18 protein-coding genes are annotated in these 18445 nt (G+C 72.8%); 4 read left to right on the top strand and 14 right to left on the bottom strand.

What is annotated here, in order from left to right; all coding sequences use genetic code 11:
• Positions 1-29 precede the first annotated feature (29 nt).
• A complete protein-coding gene (locus ACQEU6_RS13730; RefSeq protein ID WP_499331992.1) occupies positions 30-635 on the top strand; it encodes a hypothetical protein in 606 nt (201 codons plus the stop codon).
• Here ACQEU6_RS13730 and ACQEU6_RS13735 read toward each other — a convergent pair.
• From ACQEU6_RS13735 to ACQEU6_RS13800, 14 genes are all read right to left on the bottom strand, one after another.
• Positions 632-835, bottom strand: a complete 204-nt coding sequence (locus ACQEU6_RS13735) for a hypothetical protein (RefSeq protein WP_499331993.1) — start codon at positions 833-835, stop codon at positions 632-634. The two genes, ACQEU6_RS13730 and ACQEU6_RS13735, sit on opposite strands and share 4 nt — an antisense overlap.
• A 173-nt stretch (positions 836-1008) precedes the next feature.
• Positions 1009-2394, bottom strand: a complete 1386-nt coding sequence (der, locus tag ACQEU6_RS13740; RefSeq protein WP_499331994.1) for a ribosome biogenesis GTPase Der — start codon at positions 2392-2394, stop codon at positions 1009-1011.
• 37 nt (positions 2395-2431) lie between these two features.
• Positions 2432-3094: a (d)CMP kinase gene (gene cmk / locus ACQEU6_RS13745; RefSeq protein ID WP_499331996.1), complete on the bottom strand. Its 663-nt coding sequence runs from the start codon at positions 3092-3094 to the stop codon at positions 2432-2434.
• Positions 3095-3214: 120 nt separating this feature from the next.
• Positions 3215-4306, bottom strand: a complete 1092-nt coding sequence (locus ACQEU6_RS13750) for a prephenate dehydrogenase (RefSeq protein ID WP_499331997.1) — start codon at positions 4304-4306, stop codon at positions 3215-3217.
• Between the two features lie 10 nt (positions 4307-4316).
• Positions 4317-4679, bottom strand: coding sequence for a chorismate mutase (gene aroH / locus ACQEU6_RS13755; protein ID WP_499331998.1), 363 nt, complete (start codon positions 4677-4679; stop codon positions 4317-4319).
• 36 nt (positions 4680-4715) lie between these two features.
• The gene (locus ACQEU6_RS13760; protein WP_499332000.1) at positions 4716-5447 is read right to left on the bottom strand and encodes a pseudouridine synthase; all 732 of its coding nucleotides are present in this window, start codon (positions 5445-5447) and stop codon (positions 4716-4718) included.
• Positions 5444-6019: an SMC-Scp complex subunit ScpB gene (scpB, locus tag ACQEU6_RS13765; RefSeq protein WP_499332001.1), complete on the bottom strand. Its 576-nt coding sequence runs from the start codon at positions 6017-6019 to the stop codon at positions 5444-5446. Before scpB ends, ACQEU6_RS13760 begins: the two co-directional genes overlap by 4 nt.
• Positions 6012-6914: a segregation and condensation protein A gene (locus ACQEU6_RS13770; RefSeq protein WP_499340179.1), complete on the bottom strand. Its 903-nt coding sequence runs from the start codon at positions 6912-6914 to the stop codon at positions 6012-6014. The genes scpB and ACQEU6_RS13770 overlap by 8 nt, the downstream gene beginning before the upstream one ends.
• A gap of 118 nt (positions 6915-7032) precedes the next feature.
• Positions 7033-7662: a hypothetical protein gene (locus ACQEU6_RS13775; protein ID WP_499332002.1), complete on the bottom strand. Its 630-nt coding sequence runs from the start codon at positions 7660-7662 to the stop codon at positions 7033-7035.
• Positions 7663-7698: 36 nt separating this feature from the next.
• Positions 7699-8565: a ParA family protein gene (locus ACQEU6_RS13780; RefSeq protein WP_345175615.1), complete on the bottom strand. Its 867-nt coding sequence runs from the start codon at positions 8563-8565 to the stop codon at positions 7699-7701.
• A gap of 204 nt (positions 8566-8769) precedes the next feature.
• The gene (locus ACQEU6_RS13785; RefSeq protein WP_499332003.1) at positions 8770-9807 is read right to left on the bottom strand and encodes a site-specific tyrosine recombinase XerD; all 1038 of its coding nucleotides are present in this window, start codon (positions 9805-9807) and stop codon (positions 8770-8772) included.
• Positions 9808-9843: 36 nt separating this feature from the next.
• Entirely contained in the window at positions 9844-10491 is a 648-nt protein-coding gene (locus ACQEU6_RS13790) for an NUDIX domain-containing protein (RefSeq protein WP_499332004.1), read from the bottom strand.
• Positions 10488-12182, bottom strand: coding sequence for a CTP synthase (gene pyrG, locus ACQEU6_RS13795; RefSeq protein ID WP_499332006.1), 1695 nt, complete (start codon positions 12180-12182; stop codon positions 10488-10490). The genes ACQEU6_RS13790 and pyrG overlap by 4 nt, the downstream gene beginning before the upstream one ends.
• A gap of 689 nt (positions 12183-12871) precedes the next feature.
• The gene (locus ACQEU6_RS13800; protein ID WP_499332007.1) at positions 12872-14614 is read right to left on the bottom strand and encodes a coiled-coil domain-containing protein; all 1743 of its coding nucleotides are present in this window, start codon (positions 14612-14614) and stop codon (positions 12872-12874) included.
• A gap of 373 nt (positions 14615-14987) precedes the next feature.
• Here ACQEU6_RS13800 and pip point away from each other — a divergent pair, with 373 nt between their 5' ends.
• The 3 genes from pip to ectB all read left to right on the top strand — a co-directional run bounded on the left by pip (position 14988) and on the right by ectB (position 18438).
• Positions 14988-15956, top strand: a complete 969-nt coding sequence (gene pip / locus ACQEU6_RS13805; RefSeq protein WP_499332009.1) for a prolyl aminopeptidase — start codon at positions 14988-14990, stop codon at positions 15954-15956.
• A gap of 616 nt (positions 15957-16572) precedes the next feature.
• Positions 16573-17121: a diaminobutyrate acetyltransferase gene (gene ectA, locus ACQEU6_RS13810; protein ID WP_499332011.1), complete on the top strand. Its 549-nt coding sequence runs from the start codon at positions 16573-16575 to the stop codon at positions 17119-17121.
• A gap of 54 nt (positions 17122-17175) precedes the next feature.
• The gene (ectB, locus tag ACQEU6_RS13815) at positions 17176-18438 is read left to right on the top strand and encodes a diaminobutyrate--2-oxoglutarate transaminase (protein WP_499332013.1); all 1263 of its coding nucleotides are present in this window, start codon (positions 17176-17178) and stop codon (positions 18436-18438) included.
• The last annotated feature ends 7 nt before the right edge of the window (positions 18439-18445 follow it).

Here is an 18445-nt window from a genome sequence, read left to right on the forward strand (position 1 = left end):
ATCACACTCCCGGTCAGGAGGAATCGATCATGGCTGGGACCATGCGAGTCCCGCGCACCCGAGGCGTCCTCAGCGGAATCCTGCTCATCCTGCTGGGGCTGTGGGGCGCGCTCCTGCCCCTCGTCGGCCCCTACTTCCACTTCGGATTCGCGCCGGACGACACCTGGGTCTACACCGCCGACCGCCTCCAGTTGAGCATCGCCCCCGGAGCCGCCACCGCCCTGGGCGGCCTGATCCTGCTGTTCAGCGCCAACCGCGTCGTCGGGATGCTCGGCGGCTGGCTGGCCGCGCTCGCCGGCGCCTGGTTCGCCGTCGGGCCGATCCTCGCCACGCTGTGGAACGTCCCGGGCGTCGGGGCGCCGCTCGGCGCGGGCGAGGGACACCGCGTCGCCGAGACGCTCGCCGGCTTCACCGGCCTCGGCGTGGTGATCGTGTTCTTCGCCGCGCTGGCGCTCGGCAGGTTCGCGGTGGTCGGCGTCCGCGAACGGCGGCTGGACGAGCCCGAACCCCCCGGGTCGAACACCACGCAGCCGCTCGTCTACGGGCGCTACGCGCGGGAGAACCAGCCCGGCGAGGGCGGCCCGCCGCCGACCGGCGACCAGCACGTCGCGGGCGACACGCGCTGGGAACGCTAGCGGCCCCGGCGCCGCATGTTGCGGACCGACTCGGTGGTCTCGTAGCTGCCGCGCTCCTCGTCGAGGCGCACGTCGTCGCGGTCGGTGAACATGGCGACGAAGGCGACCAGCAGCCCGACGCCGCCGATCCAGGGCTCCCGCCACGCGAAGCTGAGCACCACGCAGGCGACGGCGACGGCGATGAGCAGCAAGAGCTTCACGTCACACCCCTCGACCGCGTCCCGGCGCCCGGGGGACCCGGTCGCCCGGACGTGCGAACGCGTCCGTCGCGGGATCAGCGAGTAATGGAAGACTTACTCATCCCGCACAGGCATCCTGCCACGGAGGCGGCCCGCCAGGGAAGATCTTTGGCGGGCCGCGGCCGATATTTCGGCTACTTCTTGCCCTTGCCGCGCTTCTCGCGGATCTTCATCGTGATGTCGAGGGGCGTCCCGGCGAACCCGAACTCCTCCCGGAGCCGCCGCTCGATGAAGCGCCGGTAGCCCTCCTCAAGGAAGCCCGACGTGAACAGCACGAAGCGCGGCGGGCGCACGCCCGCCTGGGTCGCGAACAGCACGCGCGGCTGCTTGCCTCCCCGCACCGGGTGCGGATGCGAGTTCACCAGGTCGGCGAAGAACTGGTTGAGCTTGGACGTCGGGACGCGGGTGCCCCAGCCCTCCAGCGCCGTCTCGATCGCCGGCACCAGCTTCTCCATGTGCCGGCCGGTCCGGGCGGAGATGTTCGCCCGCGGCGCCCACCGCGCGGTGTGCAGCTGCCGGTCGATCTCGCGTTCGAGGTAGTGGCGGCGCTCCTCGTCCAGCAGGTCCCACTTGTTGTAGGCGATGACCAGCGACCGGCCCGAATCGATCACCATGGAGATGATCCGCATGTCCTGCTCGGCGAGCGGCTGGTCGGCGTCCACCAGCACGACCGCGACCTCGGCGCGCTCCAGCGCCGACCGCGTGCGCAGCGTCGCGTAGAAGTCGGCGCCCTGGTTCTCGCGGTGCCGGCGCCGGATCCCGGCGGTGTCGATGAACCGCCACGTCTTGCCGCCCAGCTCGATCAGCTCGTCGACGGGGTCGCGGGTCGTGCCCGCCACCGAGTCCACGACGGCGCGGTTCTCCCCCGCCAGCTTGTTCAGCAGGCTCGACTTGCCGACGTTCGGGCGGCCGAGCAGCGCGACCCGGCGCGGACCGCCGGCCTCGTCGAAGGTCTCCGCCGGGGCCTCCTCGGGCAGCGCGTCCAGCACCGCGTCGAGCAGGTCGCCGCTGCCGCGCCCGTGCAGGGCACTGACCGGGTGCGGCTCGCCGATGCCGAGCGACCACAGCAGCGCCGCGTCGGACTCGGCGGCCACGCCGTCGACCTTGTTGGCGACCAGCACCACCGGCTTGCCGGACCGGCGCAGGATCTCCACCACGGCCTCGTCGACGTCGGTGGCGCCCACGGTCGCGTCCACGACGAACATCACCACGTCGGCCAGCTCGACCGCCAGCCGGGCCTGCTCGGCGATCGCCGCCGCCAGGCCGGAGGAGTCCGGCAGCCAGCCGCCGGTGTCGACGACGGTGAACCGCCGCCCGCTCCAGGTCGCGTCGTAGGCGACCCGGTCGCGGGTCACGCCGGGGACGTCCTCCACGACGGCCTCGCGGCGGCCGAGGATCCGGTTGACCAGGGTGGACTTGCCGACGTTCGGCCGCCCCACCACGGCCACGACCGGCGCCGGGCCCGCGTCCTGGTCGACGTCCTCGACGACGTCCACCGTTTCCATCTCGAAATCGCTCACTGTCACATTCCCCGGCGGGGGCCGTCAGGCCGCCCGCTCACTCATGCTCTTTGGCGAGACGGACGACCGCCTCGATGACCTCGTCCAGGCTCAGTCCGGTCGAGTCGATCTCGTGCGCGCCCGCCGCCCTGGCCAGCGGCGACGCCTTGCGCGTCGAGTCCAGCCGGTCGCGCCGCTCCTGCTCGGCCCGCGTGACCGTCACCGACGCGCCCGGGTCGGCGGCCAGGTCCTTCGCACGGCGCGCCGCGCGGACCTCGGCGCTCGCCGTCAGGAACACCTTGACCGGCGCCTCCGGCGCGACGGCCGTCCCGATGTCGCGCCCCTCCACCACGATCCCGCCGGCTCCGATGATCTCGCGCTGGAGCGCCACGAGCCGGTCGCGCACCGCCGGGACGGAGCTGACGGCGCTGACCGCGTTCGTCACCGCGCGGGTGCGGATCGGGCCGGACACGTCCGTCCCGTCCACCGTGATCGTCGGCCCCGCCGGGTCGGTGCCGGACTCGATCACCGGTTCCTGCACGCGGGCCGCGACGGCGGCGCCGTCCTCGACCGGCACGCCGTTCTCCAGCATCCACCACGTCATGGCGCGGTACATGGCGCCCGTGTCCAGGTAGCGCAGCCCGAGCGTCCGGGCGACGCCCTTGGACGCGCTGGACTTCCCCGACCCGGACGGACCGTCCATGGCGATGACGAGCGGCACGATCGCTCCCTCTCTGTTCGTCGTGAAGCGGGCGGCGCTCGTCGCCGCGCCGGCGCGCAGGAGTCCCCCGGAACAAGTCTTCGGCGCCCCAGGTTACCGGCCTCCCGGTACCACTGCGGCCTAGCCGGGCACCGACCAGCCGCGGGCGCGCAGCTCCTGCGCGAGCCGCTCGGCCGCCTCCGGGACGACCGCCAGCTCCAGCACGCCGAGCGGACGCCCCGGGGAGTGCTCGATGGCCACGTCCTCGATGTTGACCCGCGCGATCCCCGCCGCCTGGAAGATCATCGCCAGCTCGCCCGGGCGGTCGGGGATGACCACCTGGACGGTCGCGTAGGCGGGCTGGTCGCCGCCGTGCTTGCCGGGGATGCGGGACCGGCCCGCGTTCCCGCGCAGCAGCAGGTCGGCGACGTGCGTGGCGGCCCCCTCGCTGCCGTCGCGCAGCAGCGACGCCGCCACCGCGAGATCGGTGGCGACGGCCTCCAGCACGTCGGCGACCGGCGCGGAGTTCGCCGACAGGATCCCGATCCACAGCCGGGGGTCGCTCGCCGCGATCCGGGTGACGTCCCGCACGCCCTGCCCGGACAGGCCGAGCGCCACGTCGTCGGCGCCCGTCAGGCGCGCGGCGACCGCGGCCGACACCACGTGCGGGGCGTGGGAGACGAGCGCGACGGCCCGGTCGTGCTCGGCGGCGTCCACCCGCACCGGCATCGCGCCGCACGCCTTCGCCAGCGCGGTGACGACCTCGACCGTCTCCGCCGTCGCCTCCGGAGTCGCGCACAGTGCCCACGGGCGGCCGAGGAACAGGTCGGGCCGCGCCGCGCTCGGCCCGGACCGCTCGCTCCCGGCGAGGGGATGGCCCGCCACGAACGTCGTCAGGTCGCAGCCCAGCTCGGCCGCCTGCGCCAGCGGCAGCGCCTTCACGCTCGCCACGTCGGTGTAGGCGGTCGCCAGGCCGCGCTTCTGCGCGTCCAGCAGCGTCACCGCCACCGCCGCCGGGGGAACCGCGAGGACCGCCAGGTCGGCGGGCTCCGTCCGCGCACCGTCCGGCAGCGCCTCGCCCGCGCCCAGCTCCACGGCCAATGCCAGGGCGGCCGCGTCCCGGTCGGTCAGCAGCACCTCGGCGCCGCGCTCCCGCATCGCCAGGGCGATCGACGTCCCGATCAGGCCCGTCCCGACCACGACGATCCGCCGCGCCACCACGTCCTCGCTCACGTCCGAAACCCTACTGTGCGATGTCCAGCCGAAGCGCCGTCGCGCCGCGCAGGTACACGTGCTGGACGTCGGAGCGGGGACGCTCCGTCGCGATGTGCGCCATCAGCCGGATGACCCGCGGCAGCGCGCCGGGGACGCCGATCTCGGTGGCGCACAGCAGCGGCACCTCGTGGAACCCGAGCTTGCGGGCGGCGAGCGCCGGGAACTCCGACGTCAGGTCCGGCGTCACCGTGAAGATGACGCTGATGACGTCGTCGGTGCTCAGCTCGTTGCGGGCCATCACCTCGGAGACGAGCTCGGTCGTCGCCTCCAGGATCTGGTCCCGGTCGTCGGCGTCGATCTGCGTCGCGCCACGGACCGCGCGTACCGGCACAGTCGTATCCCCTCGTCGTGTCGTGTCCGCGGGCCCCTAGAGCCCGACGGACTTGTACAGCTCGCCGACCTCCTGGACGCTGAGCGCCCGCATGCCGCCCGGCTTCAGCTGGCCCAGCTTGATCGGCCCGAACTCGACGCGGGCGAGCTGCTGGACGGGGAAGCCGACCTCCTTCAGCAGCCGCCGGACGATGTGCTTGCGCCCCTCGTGCAGGGTGATCTCGACCAGCACGCGCCGGCCGACCTGGTCGAAGATACGGAACTTGTCGGCCTTCGCGGGACCGTCGTCCAGGGTGACCCCGGCCTTGAGCCGCCTGCCGAGGTCGCGCGGAATCGGGCCGTGGATCTCCGCGAGGTAGGTCTTGAACACCCCGTAGGACGGGTGGGTCAGCCGGTGCGACAGCTCGCCGTCGTTGGTGAGCAGGATCAGGCCCTCGGTGTCGGTGTCCAGCCGCCCGACGTGGAACAGCCGCTCGGGCACCTCCACGTAGTCGGCCAGGGACTTGCGGCCCCGCTCGTCCGCCATCGTCGACACCACGCCGCGCGGCTTGTTGATGGCGTAGTAGCGCATCTCGGACCGGGTCTCGACCCGCTTGCCGTCCACGTGGATGACGGCGCTCCGCGGGTCGACGCGCTCGCCGAAACGGAACACCTTGTGCCCGTTGACGGTGACGCGGCCCTCGCCGATCAGCTCCTCGCAGTGGCGGCGGCTGCCGATCCCGGCCTCGGCCAGGACCTTCTGCAGGCGTACGCCCTCGTTCTCGCTCACGCGTCCTCAACTATGTCGTCTGGAAGGTCATCGGGAAGGTAGGGGGCGAGCTCGGGGAGCTCGTCGAGGTCGCGCAGCCCCAGGCGCTCCAGGAAGTACCCGGTGGTCCGGTAGAGGTGGGCCTGCGACTCGGGGTCCTGCCCGGCGTCCTCGATCAGGCCGCGCAGGGTCAGCGTCCGCATGACGCCGTCGCTGTTGACGCCGCGGATCGCCGAGACGCGGGCCCGGCTCACCGGCTGCCGGTAGGCGACGACGGCGAGCGTCTCCAGCGCGGCCTGGGTGAGCCGCGCCTGCTGGCCGTCGGTGACGAACCGCTCCACCACCGGGGCGCAGACGTCCCGGGTGTAGAACCGCCAGCCGCCGGCGACCTCCCTGAGATCGAACCCCCGGCCCTGCCCGGTGTATTCCGCGGCCAGCTCCCGCAGCGTGTCGGCGACCTCGCCGCGGGGACGCTCCAGCAGCTGCGCCAGCGTCATCTCGGTGACCGGCTCGTCCACCACGAGCAGGATCGCCTCGATCGAGGCGCGCAGGCCCGGAGGCTCCGGCGCGTCCGCGCCGGGTTCCTCACTCATCGTCTCCCTCGTCCTTCCGGCTCTTCTCGTCGGGCCCGGCGGCGTCCCCGGCGGCGCCCTCCGCGGGGTCCTTCTTCGGGGCGCCCTCGTAGTCGTCGCCGACCGCCACGTCGCCGTCGTCGGTGCCGGTCCAGGTGATGTGGAGCTCGCCGAGGGGCTCGTGCTGCTCGAACGTGACGGCCTGCTCCCGGTACAGCTCCAGCAGCGCCAGGAACCGGGCGACCACCTCGTAGGTGCCCTCCGCGTCGGCCGCGAGGACGCTGAAGGTGGTCCGCCGCAGCCGGCGGAGCAGCTCCACGACGATCGCGGCCTGCTCCTTGACGCTGGCCCTCGGCTGGTACATGTGCTCGACCGACACCGACGGCGGCGCCTTCGGCGCGAGCGCCCTGGCGGCGAGCCGGGCGAACTCCTGCGGGCCGAGGCCGAGCAGCACCTCCGGCAGCAGGCCCGCGAACTTCGGCTCCATCGGGACCAGCCGCGGGAACCGGCGGCTCGCGTCGGCGACGCGGGCGGCGATCACCCGCGCGACCTCCTTGTACGCCCGGTACTGCAGCAGCCGCGCGAACAGCAGGTCGCGGGCCTCCAGCAGCGCCAGGTCCTCCTCGTCGTCGACCTCGCCGGACGGCAGCAGCCGGGCGGCCTTGAGGTCCAGCAGGGTCGCGGCGACCAGCAGGAAGTGGCTGGCCTGGTCGAGGTCCCACTCCGCGCCGTGCGAGCGGATGTGGGCGATGAAGTCGTCGGTGACCTTGTACAGCGACACCTCGGTGATGTCGAGCTTGTGCTTGGAGATCAGCCCGAGCAGCAGGTCGAAGGGGCCCTCGAAGTTGTCCAGGCGGACGCGGAACCCCTGCTCCTCCTCGGCCTCCCGCCCCGGCTCGGGCGACGTCGCGTCCACGTCGCTCACGGTAGCGGAGAGCTCCTCGTGCGCTGTGCTCACCGGCCCCATCGTCCCATGCCCCGGCGCGCGCTCGCACCAGCCGCGATCACCGGCGGTGACGCGGTCGCGGGGGGTGCTAGCGTCCCGTCAGCCGCCGGACGATGCCCTCCGCGTAGGCGCGGGTGAAGGTGGCGGCGGGCCCGTTGATCTCCACCTGGCCGCCGGTGATGACCTGCATCACCTGCGCGGGCTCCGACACGAGGGTCCCGCCGACGAGCATCGCCATCCGCCCGCCGGGCGACCGCGCGGCGAAGGCGTCGGCCCCCTTGCGGGTCAGCGCGGCGAAACCGGGCGCGTCCGCCGGGGTCAGCGTCAGCGCGACGGACCAGCCGGGGCTGCCGCGCGCCGGGTCGGGCGCGACCGCCCTGACCTCCTCCAGCCGCCGCACCGCCAGGGCGTCCGGGCCCAGCGTGTAGCACTCGGAGCCGCCGGGGACGGTGACGGCGCCGCCCGCGCACGGCGGGGCGGACGCGCTCGCCACGAGCCGGAACGTCAGCGGCACGCGCAGGTCGACCGGGCCGGACGAGGCGGCGGCGGAGGAGCCGCCGCCGTCGTCGCGCAGGACCAGATAGGTCCCGAGGCCGACGACCGCGAGCACCACCGCGGCGGTCGCGGCGATCGCCGCGACGGCCCAGGGACCCGGCCCGCGGGCGGACGGCAGGGCGCCGGGCGGCGTGCCGTGCGGGACGGGCGGGAGGTGGCCCATGGTGCGCTCCGTCGGGTCAGAGGCCGCTGGGCGGCCTCACTCGAACTCCGCCCACCTGATGAGAACCTCGCGGGCCAGGCTGCGGTAGGCGTTCGCGCCCATCGAACTCGGGTCGAAGAAGGTGATCGGCTCTCCCGCGACGGTCGCGTCGGGGAACCGCACCGTGCGGTTGATCACCGTGTGGAACACCTTGTCGCCGAACGCCTCGACGATGCGCCCGAGGACCTCGCGGGTGTGGAGCGTCCGCGAGTCGTACATGGTGCCGAGGACCCCGTCGATGACCAGACCCGGGTTGATCCGGCCCTGCACCTTCTCGATCGTCTCCATCAGCAGCGCGACGCCGCGCATCGCGAAGTACTCGCACTCCAGCGGGATCAGCACGCCCTCGCTGGCGGCCAGCGCGTTCACGGTGAGCAGGCCGAGCGAGGGCTGGCAGTCGATGAGGATGTAGTCGTAGTGGTCGACGGCCGACTTCAGCGCGCCCTGCAGGATGTACTCGCGGCCGACCTCGTGGACGAGCTGGACCTCGGCGCCGGACAGGTCGATGTTGCTCGGCAGCAGGTCCATCCCGTCGACGCCGGTCTCGATGACGACGTCCTCCCACTCGGTGTCGCGTTCGAGCAGCAGGTTGTGGATCGTCACTTCGAGCTGGCGCGGGTCGCCCTTGCCGAGGCCGACCGACAGGGCGCCCTGCGGGTCGAAGTCGACGAGCAGGACGCGGCGGCCGTACTCGGCGAGCGCGGCGCCCAGGTTGATCGTCGTGGTGGTCTTGCCGACGCCGCCCTTCTGGTTGCAGACGGCCACGATCCGCGCGGGCCCGTGCTCGGCCAGCGGCTCCGGCTCCGGGAACACCGGCACGGGTCGCTGCGTGGGCCCGAGGGCACGGCTCGGATCGGTCTCGATGGTGGCGGAGGAAAGGACTCCGTCCGCACCGTTAGTGCTGGTCACCTGACCCCTCCCCGGCGGCCCGGAAATGCCATCCAGAACGGGGACTCTAGGGCCGTCCACCCCGTCGCTCAAGCCGACGCGCAACGAACGTCGCGATTTGTCGATGTCCCGGATGACCCGATTAGTCCTTTCGTGCGTGTCCGTTGCGTCCCGCGGGGGTCAGTTCCGCGCCCGCGGATGCGACGTCGCGTAGACCTCCCGCAGCAGCTGCACGGTGACGAGCGTGTAGACCTGCGTGGTGGTGACCGAGGCGTGCCCCAGCAGCTCCTGCACGACGCGGACGTCGGCGCCCCCGTCCAGCAGGTGGGTGGCGAACGAGTGCCGCAGCGTGTGCGGGGACACCTCCGACAGCTGCGCGCGGTCGGCGGCGGCGCGCAGCACCATCCAGGCGCCCTGCCGCGACAACCGCCCGCCGCGCGCGTTCAGGAACAGCGCCGGGCCGCCCCGCCCGGCCCCGGCCAGCTCGGGACGGGCCCTGACCAGGTACGCGTCCACGGCCTCGCGGGCGTAGTCGCCGATGGGCACCACACGGGCCTTGCCCCCCTTGCCGGCGACCCGGGCGAACCCGTCCCGCAGGTCGACGTCGTCGACGTCCAGGCCGACGGCCTCGGAGATGCGCGCGCCCGACCCGTAGAGCAGCTCCAGCAGCGCGCGGTCGCGCAGGCCCCGCGCGGTGCCGGGGTCGCCGGACGGCCCGGCCGCCGCGGCCAGCAGCCGCTCGACGTCCTCCAGCGAGATCGCCTTCGGCAGCCGGCGCGGCGGCGTCGGCGGCTTGACGTCATGGGCGGGATCACCGGCGGCGAGGCCCTCGCGCAGTGCGAACCGGTGCAGCCCCCGGACCGCCACCAGCGCCCGCGCCGCCGAGCCCGCCGACAGCGGCGGATGGTCCTCGTCGCCCTCCCGCAGCCCCACCAGGAACGCGCGGACGTCCTCCTCGGCGATCTCCCCCACCGCGGCCCGCCCCCGCCCCGCCTGCACCCGCGCGTAGCGGCGCAGGTCGCGGCGGTAGGAGCTCAGCGTGTTCGCGGCGAGGCCGCGCTCGACGGCCAGATGCCCCAGGTAGGCGCGCACGGCCGAGTCGAGGGCGGACCCCGCGCCGGCGTCGCCTGCGGGGCGCCGCGCGGTGCTCCGGGAGGACGGGCTCGGGGACAGGGCGGCACCTCTTCCGGCCGTGGGCTCCGGGGACCCGCCCATCATGCCCCCTCCGGCGACCGGAGGGGGACCTCATCCGGCTCAGTCCTCCGGCGCGTCGACAGGGCGCAGGTCCGCGTAACCCGAGTCGCGGGCGGCCCGCACCGCGAGGACTCCCATGCACGCGATCATGTTGTGCAGCTCACCGGCGAACACCTTGCGGACCGCCTCCTCCAGCGGCACCCACACGACCGGCATGTCGGCCTCCTCGTGGACGCGCTCGAAGTCGATCTCGTCGGCCGGGACCTCGGTGAGGCCGCGCGCCAGGAAGATCCGGATGCGTTCGTCGGCCATGCCGGGCGAAGGGAACACGTCGAGCAGGGTGTCCCAGCGCTCGGCGCGGTACCCCGACTCCTCCAGCAGCTCCCGCTCGGCGAGCTTGTGCAGGGGCTCGCCCGCCACGTCCCGCAGCCCGGCGGGCGCCTCCCACAGCTGCCGCGAAACCGGATGCCGGTACTGCCGCAGCAGCAGCACCCGGTCGCGGTCGTCGACGGCGATGACGCCGACCGAGCCGGCGTGCTCGATCACGTCGCGGGGCACGGCCTCGGTGGCCTCGCCGCGCGGCATCTCGACCCGGTCGCTGCGGACGTTGAAGACGCGCCCCCGGTAGACCGTGGAGGACTCCACGACCTTCCAGCGGTCCGGCCGGTCGCGGACGTCGTCCGGGCCCAGCTCCGCGCCGCCGCTCACGACGCGGTCACCGCCCCCGCCCCGTCCTCGCCCGCGCGCGCCTCGGCGTAGTCGAGGGCGGCGGACACGAGGCCCTCGAACAGCGGGTGCGGGCGGGTCGGGCGCGACCGGAACTCCGGGTGCGCCTGCGTCCCGACGAAGAACGGGTGCCGCTCGCGGGGCAGCTCGACGTACTCGACCAGGCGGCCGTCGGGCGACAGGCCCGAGAACCGCAGCCCGGCCTGCTCCAGCCGGTCGCGGTAGGAGTTGTTGACCTCGTAGCGGTGCCGGTGCCGCTCGGACACCTTCGACTCCCCGTACAGCTCCCGGACGACCGACCCGTCGGCCAGGTCCGCCGGGTAGAGGCCGAGCCGCATCGTCCCGCCCATGTCGCGCTCCCCCGCGACCACGTCGAGCTGGTCGGCCATGGTGGCGATGACGGGGTGGGACGTGGTCGCGTCGAACTCGGAGCTGCCGGCGTCGTCGAGCCCGCCGAGGGCCCGCGCCGCCTCGATGACCATGCACTGCAGCCCGAGGCAGATGCCGAGCAGCGGGACGCGGTTCTCGCGTGCGTGCCGGATGGCGCCGAGCTTGCCCTCGATGCCGCGGACGCCGAACCCGCCCGGGACGAGGACGCCGTCGACGCCGTCCAGCTCCCGCTCGGCGCCCTCGGGCGTCTCGCAGTCGTCGCTCTTCACCCAGCGGATGTGCACCTTGGCGTCGTTTCCGAACCCGCCGTGCCGCAGCGCCTCGGTGATCGACAGGTACGCGTCGGGCAGGTCGATGTACTTGCCGACCAGCGCGATCGTGACCTCGCGGGCGGGCTTGTGGACGCGGCGCAGCAGCTCGTCCCAGGCGCCCCAGTCGACGTCGCGGAACGGCAGGTCCAGGCGGCGCACCACGTAGGCGTCCAGGCCCTCGGAGTGCAGCACCTTCGGGATGTCGTAGATGCTGGCGGCGTCCACCGCGGACACCACGGCCTCGCGGTCGACGTCGCACATCAGGCTGATCTTGTGCTTGAGCCCGTCGGTGATCGGCCGGTCCGACCGGCACACGATCGCGTCCGGCTGGATGCCGATGGAGCGCAGCGCCGCGACCGAGTGCTGCGTGGGCTTGGTCTTCAGCTCGCCGGACGGGCCGATGTAGGGCAGCAGCGACACGTGCAGGAAGAAGCAGTTCTCCCGGCCGATCTCGTGCCGGATCTGCCGGACCGACTCCAGGAACGGCAGCGACTCGATGTCGCCGACCGTCCCGCCCACCTCGGTGATGACGATGTCGACGTCGCCGTCGTCGGCCATCCCGCGGATCCGGTCCTTGATCTCGTTGGTGATGTGCGGGATCACCTGCACGGTGTCGCCGAGGTACTCCCCGCGCCGCTCCTTGGCGATCACGTTGGAGTAGACCTGGCCGGTCGTGACGTTCGCCGACCCGTGCAGCTCGGTGTCGAGGAACCGCTCGTAGTGCCCGATGTCCAGGTCCGTCTCGGCGCCGTCGTCGGTGACGAACACCTCGCCGTGCTGGAACGGGTTCATCGTGCCGGGGTCGACGTTGAGGTAGGGGTCGAGCTTCTGCATGGTGACCCGGAGGCCGCGGAGGGCGAGCAGCCGCCCGAGGCTGGACGCCGTCAGACCCTTGCCGAGGCTTGAGGCGACACCGCCGGTGACGAAGAGATGCTTGGTAGGACGTGATCTACCAGTGGTTGCCGAAGGCAAGAAGGCGCTCCCGTGGTCGTAACGAGGCGGACGGTACCGCACTGTCCACGGGGTTCTAGCTTATTGCATTTATCTCCTCCTTCGGCCCGGGGGGCCTCCATCGTCGAGAAACGCGGGCGGTGTTCACTGCCGCGCTCTCCTCCTTCGGGCCTTGACGGCCCTCCATCGTCGAGCACCGCGGGCGATCGCTGGCATCGCTCCGGCTCGCCCAGGGGCTCGCTGCGCGATCAGGGACTCGCTTCGCTCGTCCCTGCCTTCGGACGCGATCGCGGTCCTGGGGGTTGTCGCGTGGTTGCGCTGCCGGCTGGTGTCAGCGTGGCCCTTGACGCCGCCGGCACAGCCAGCGACGCGAGCCCCGCACCCCTCGCCGTCACTGGCGCGGGGCAGCGCCGCCTATGGCGCGATGCCACGTCCCGTGACGCGACCGCCCCGTCCGGTGGTGCGGTCATCACGGTCAGCGGCACGAGACCCTCGCCCGACGGCATCTCGCCGCGCTCGCCTCAGCCGGTGACGCGGCCAGCGCGGCCAGCGGCGCGACCTCGCCCGAAGCATCCTCACGTCCGCCTGCCGCGGCCGACGCCCAGGAGCCCCGTTCACCGGTACCTCGTCACATCAGGTGGCGCGAGGGGCGCGGGCGCCGGCGCTTTCTCGCAGCCGCCGGTGCGGGCGATGGTGCGGTGGCGCCGGTGTTACAGGCGGGGGGTGGCGGCCGTGGGCATGATGGTGCGGAGTTGCCTGGTCAGCTCGTCGATCAGGGAGCGGGCCTGGTCGGCGGCCTGGCGGGCGGCGTCGCGTTCCTGGGAGAGCTCGGCGATCTGCGCGCGCTGCTCGGTGACGGCTTGGGCCAGCTGGTCGACCCACTGGTCGCGCTCGGCGAGCTTCTCGGCGACGGCGTCGCGCTCGGCGGCCAGCTGCCGCATCGCCGAGACGGTCTGGTCGCGCTCGCGGCCGGCCTGGTCGGCGCGGCCGCGGGCCAGGGTGAGCTCGGACTCGGCGCGCGCCTGCGCCTGGACGGCGCCCTCCCGGCCCCGCTCGGCGGCCTCGCGCGCCTTGGCGCTGCCGTCGCGCTCCCGCTCGGCCTTCTTGGCGGCCTCCAGGGACTGGGCGGCCGTGTCGAGCGCCTGCTGACGCTCGCCCTCGGCGGCGTCGGCGCGGCCGGCCGCCTCCTGGGCGCGGCGCTCGGCGTCCTGCACCCGCCGCTCGGCCTCCTGCGCGCGGCGCTCGTTCTCCTGCGCGCGGCGCTCGGCGACCTCGGCGCGGCGCCGGGACTCGTCGGCCTCCTTGCCCGCGGTGACGACGGCGTGCTGGAGGTTCTGCGCGGTCATCTCGGCGTCGGTGACCTTGGCGCGCAGCCCCGACAGCTCGGCGTGCGCGGTCTCCAGCGCGCGGGACAGCTCGCCGGCCTGCTCGGCGACGCGGTCGCGCTCGGCCTCGGCGGAGCGGCGGCCGCCGACGGCGTCCTCGACGGCGCGCAGGGAGTCGTCGCGGGCCTCGCTCATGGCGTCGCGCTGCTGGATCGCCTGCCGGACGGTCGCCTCGGCCTCGGCGACGCGCCGCTCGGCCTGCTCGACCTGGGCCTGGAACTGCTCCATCTGCGCGCGGGCCTGCTCGGCCTGCGCGCGCGCCTGGTCGGCCTGGACGCGGGCCTGCTCGGCCTGGCCCCGGGCCTGGTCGGCCTGGACGCGGCCCTGCTGGGCCTGGTTCCAGGCGGCGGCCGCGTCGCGCTGGGCGTTCTCCTTCTCCGCCTGGAGCGCCGCGATCTGCGTGACGGCCTCGTTCTGCACCTCGGCGGCGCGGCGCTCGGCGTCGGCGATCTGGCGCTCGGCCTCCACGGCACGACGTTCCGCCTGCTCGGCCTGGCCGCGGGCGCGCTGCACCTCACCCCAGGCGGCGGCCGCGTCGCGCTGCGCCGACTCCTTCTCCGCCTGGACCGCCGCGACCTGCGCCGCGCCCTCGTTCTGGGCCTCGGTGATTCGGCGCTCGGCCTCCACCGCGCGGCGGTCGGCCTGCTCGGCCTGGCCGCGGGCGCGCTGCACCTCACCCCAGGCGGCGGCCGCGTCGCGCTGCGCCGACTCCTTCTCCGCCTGGATGGCGGCGACCTGGGAGGCCGTCTCGGTCTGCGCCTCGTTGACCTTGCGCTCCCCGGCGGCGAGCGCGTCGCCGATGAGGTCGGCCATCTGGCGCAGCCGCTCGACGATGTCCCAGGGCTGGGCCTCGGCCTGCTCGACGTCGGGGCGCACCAGCTCCCCCGTCTGGTTGTGCAGGCCCGGCTGCGCGGGCTGACCCGGCTGCCCGGGCTTGGACATCTGGATGGGCTGCTGGGCGGACGGCAGCGCCTGCTGCGCGCCGCCCGGGTCGCGTCCCATGGCGGGCCAGGGAGTCGCCGCGTCGGGGACTCCTCGGGAACCGCCGGATCCGTTCAGCTCGCTCACCGGTCTCCTCGCCTCCCGGACGGGAGCGGGCCGACCGGCGGCACGCCGCTCGCCCTGCTCGCAGCGTTCCCGGCCCGACGGCTCGTCACTTCGCTCACGTGTCTCCTCGCCCGGCGGCGCGCGGCCGCGTTCGCGGGGGTCGTTGTGCACATCTCGCTCGCTCCGCTGCCGGCCCTGCGGCTCCTCGCTTCGCTCACTAGGAGCACTCTAGTCCCGACCAGCGGAACGTTTGCCCAGTTTGGGGTTTGCCCCCTCGGCACCCGCCCCGCGTTCGCGCACGCAGGACGCCTGATCACCGTCCTGGCGACCCATCCGCGGGGTGCCGTGGGTCACACCCGGCCGCGGCGGGGGCCGGGTGGAACAATCGCGCTCCATGGAGCTTCGCACGCTGTATCCGCCGACCGAGCCCTACGACTCGGGGCTGCTCGACGTCGGCGACGGAAACCGTATCTACTGGGAGGTCTGCGGGAACCCGGACGGCAAGCCCGCGGTGATGCTGCACGGCGGGCCGGGCGGCGGGTGCAGCCCGGCGCACCGCCGGCAGTTCGATCCGGAGGCGTACCGGATCGTCCTGTTCGACCAGCGCAACTGCGGCCGCAGCCTGCCGCACGCGAAGGACCCGGAGGTGTCGCTGGAGAGCAACACCACCTGGAACCTGGTCGCCGACATGGAGCGGATCCGCGAGCACCTCGGCATCGAGCGCTGGCTGGTGTTCGGCGGGAGCTGGGGCAGCGCGCTGTCGCTGGCGTACGCGCAGACGCACCCCGACCGGGTGACCGAGCTGGTGCTGCGCGGCATCTTCACGCTGCGGCCGTTCGAGATGTACTGGTTCTACCAGGAGGGCGCGTCGCTGCTGTTCCCCGACCTGTGGGAGAAGTACGTCGAGCCGATCCCCGAGGACGAGCGCGAGGACCTCATCTCGGCGTTCCGCGAGCGGCTCGACTCGCCGGACCCGCAGGTGCGCGTCACGGCGGCGAAGGCGTGGGCGACCTGGGAGGGCTCCACGCTCACGCTGCGGCCCGACCCGGAGATGGCCGACGCCTTCGGGGAGCCGGAGTACGCGGTGGCGTTCGCCCGCATCGAGAACCACTACTTCAGCAACGAGGGGTTCCTCGAGGAGAACCAGCTGATCCGGGACGTGGACAAGATCCGCCACATTCCGGCCGTCATCGTGCAGGGCCGCTACGACGTGTGCACGCCGGCGGCGACGGCGTGGGACCTGCACCGCGCGTGGCCCGAGGCGGACTTCCACATCGTCGACGACGCGGGCCACGCCTACAGCGAGCCCGGGATCCTGCACCGGCTGATCGAGGCGACCGACAACTTCGCCGGGAAGACGTGACCTAGAGTCACCTTCTGGTAACATTGCGCTACCGGACGGAGAGAGGCCGCGCTGAATCGGTCTCACCAGAACAGAGGTTCAACGTGTCCGCATCATGGTCGGGGTCCGGTTCTCTCACCAGACCCCGGCCGTGCCGGAAGCGGACCGAATCCCCCGTTTCCTATCTCGTTAGCCAGCCGAGCCTTACCTTGTGGATAGCGCACCTGCCCCGAGGGGTCAGTGCGGCGGGCCTCCCGGAGCGCTTCGGCCCACATCCGCACCATCCCGCCCGTGCGCGGCCCCACCTCGCGCGATGCGAAGTGACGCCCGCCGCACCCGCCCCGTTGACACCGGTCACATGTGACTTACCTCACATAACCGATACCAAAAGGCACTGCTCGCTCGGCGGCGAAACGTTAAGGTTGCATTCAGGAAGCATGCCGGCAACATCTCCGGCGCACCCGGCAGTACCTCCTGCGTATCCCGGGAAAATGCGGATCGCGGCCCGCGACAAGACCGCACAAATTGCACCCGAATCGGGAAAGCCCTTAACCATACCCACTGGGGACAGGGCTAAACATCTCGCCGATAACATACATCTGCGATCACCGCACGAGATTCGCTAAATTGCCTGGACATGGCAGCGCAACCCCTGGAATCACCGACCCGACGCCCCGGGAAGAACGAGACGAACGCGGAAGTGCTACTCCAGGAGCCGAGCCTCGCCGATGGACCCGCGCTTTGGCGGCTCGCCCGGGACTCACGAGTCCTGGACGTCAACTCGCCGTACAGCTACGCGCTCTGGTGCCGCGACTTCGCGGACACCTCCGTCGTCGCACGCGACGGCGGCGGCCCGTGCGGCTTCATCACCGGCTACGTCCGCCCGTCCCGTCCGGACACCTTCTTCGTGTGGCAGGTCGCGGTCGACCAGGACCACCGCGGCCAGGGCCTCGCCCGCCGCATGCTCGACAGCCTGGCCGACCGCCTCGCCCCCCGCGGGCTCGAGTACATGGAGGCCACGGTCACTCCGGACAACGCCGCCTCCACCGCGATGTTCGAATCCTTCGCCAGGGCCCGCGGGTGCGAACTGGCCCGCAGCCCGCTGTTCGCCGCGGAGCACTTTCCCGAGGGGGGACACGAGCCCGAGGTGCTCTTCAGGATCGGCCCGATCGCCGCCGCGAACTGACCCACCCGCCACGCCCCTCATCCCGCTCCTCTCCGACCCTGCCTGGAGGCAGACATGGACGTTTTCGACCGCATGGAATCGGAAGTCCGCGGCTACTGCAGAAGCTGGCCCACGGTGTTCGCCACGGCCCGGGGCAGCCACATGACCGACGAGAACGGCAAGACCTACCTCGATTTCTTCGCCGGCGCCGGAACGCTCAACTACGGGCACAACAACCCGCAGCTGAAACGCCGGCTGGTGGACTATCTCGAGGGCGACGCCGTCGTGCACGGCCTCGACATGTACACCACGGCCAAGCGGGAGTTCCTGGAACGCTTCAACGAGTACGTGCTGGAGCCCCGCGACCTCGACTACAAGGTCCAGTTCCCGGGGCCCGCGGGGAACCACTCGGTCGAGGCGGCGCTGAAACTGGCGCGCAAGTTCACCGGCCGCGAGACCATCGTCAGCTTCACCAACGCCTTCCACGGGATGACGCTCGGCGCGCTCGCCGTCACCGGCAACTCGATGAAGCGCACCGGCGCGGGCGTGCCGCTCGGGCACGGCGTGGCGATGCCCTACGACAACTACCTCGACGGCCGGACGCCCGACTTCCTGCTCTTCGAGACGATGCTGGACGACAGCGGCAGCGGCCTGGACAAGCCCGCCGCCGTCATCGTGGAGACCGTGCAGGGCGAGGGCGGCATCAACGTGGCCACCGCCGAGTGGCTGCGCGGCCTCCAGGACCTGTGCCGCCGGCAGGACATCCTCCTCATCATCGACGACGTGCAGATGGGCTGCGGCCGCACCGGGCCGTTCTTCAGCTTCGAGGAGGCCGGGATCGCCCCGGACATCGTCTGCCTGTCCAAGTCCCTCAGCGGCTACGGGCTGCCCTTCGCGGTCACGCTGATGAAGCGCGAGCTGGACGTGTGGGAGCCGGGCGAGCACAACGGCACCTTCCGCGGCTTCAACCCCGCGTTCATCACCGCCGTCGGCGCGCTGGAGGACTACTGGACCGGCGACGACTTCGAGAAGCAGACCCTCGCCAAGGGCCAGCAGGTGCAGGCGGCGCTGAACGAGATCGCCATCGCGCACGCCGGCGCCGTGGACTCCGTCCGCGGCCGGGGCCTGGCGTGGGGCCTGGTGATGAAGGACCCGGAGGCGGCGACGCAGGTGTGCGGGGAGGCGTTCGCCCGCGGGCTGCTGATGGAGACCTCCGGCCCCGAGAGCGAGGTCGTCAAACTGCTGCCGCCGCTCACCACGACCGAGTCGGAGCTGGCCACCGGCCTGGAGATCATCGCGGACTCGGTGGAGGCCGTCCGCCAGAAGGTCACCGCCTGAGCCCGCC

Origin of the sequence: Spirillospora sp. CA-108201, from assembly GCF_050936235.1 — a bacterium.
Lineage (GTDB): Bacteria > Actinomycetota > Actinomycetes > Streptosporangiales > Streptosporangiaceae > Spirillospora.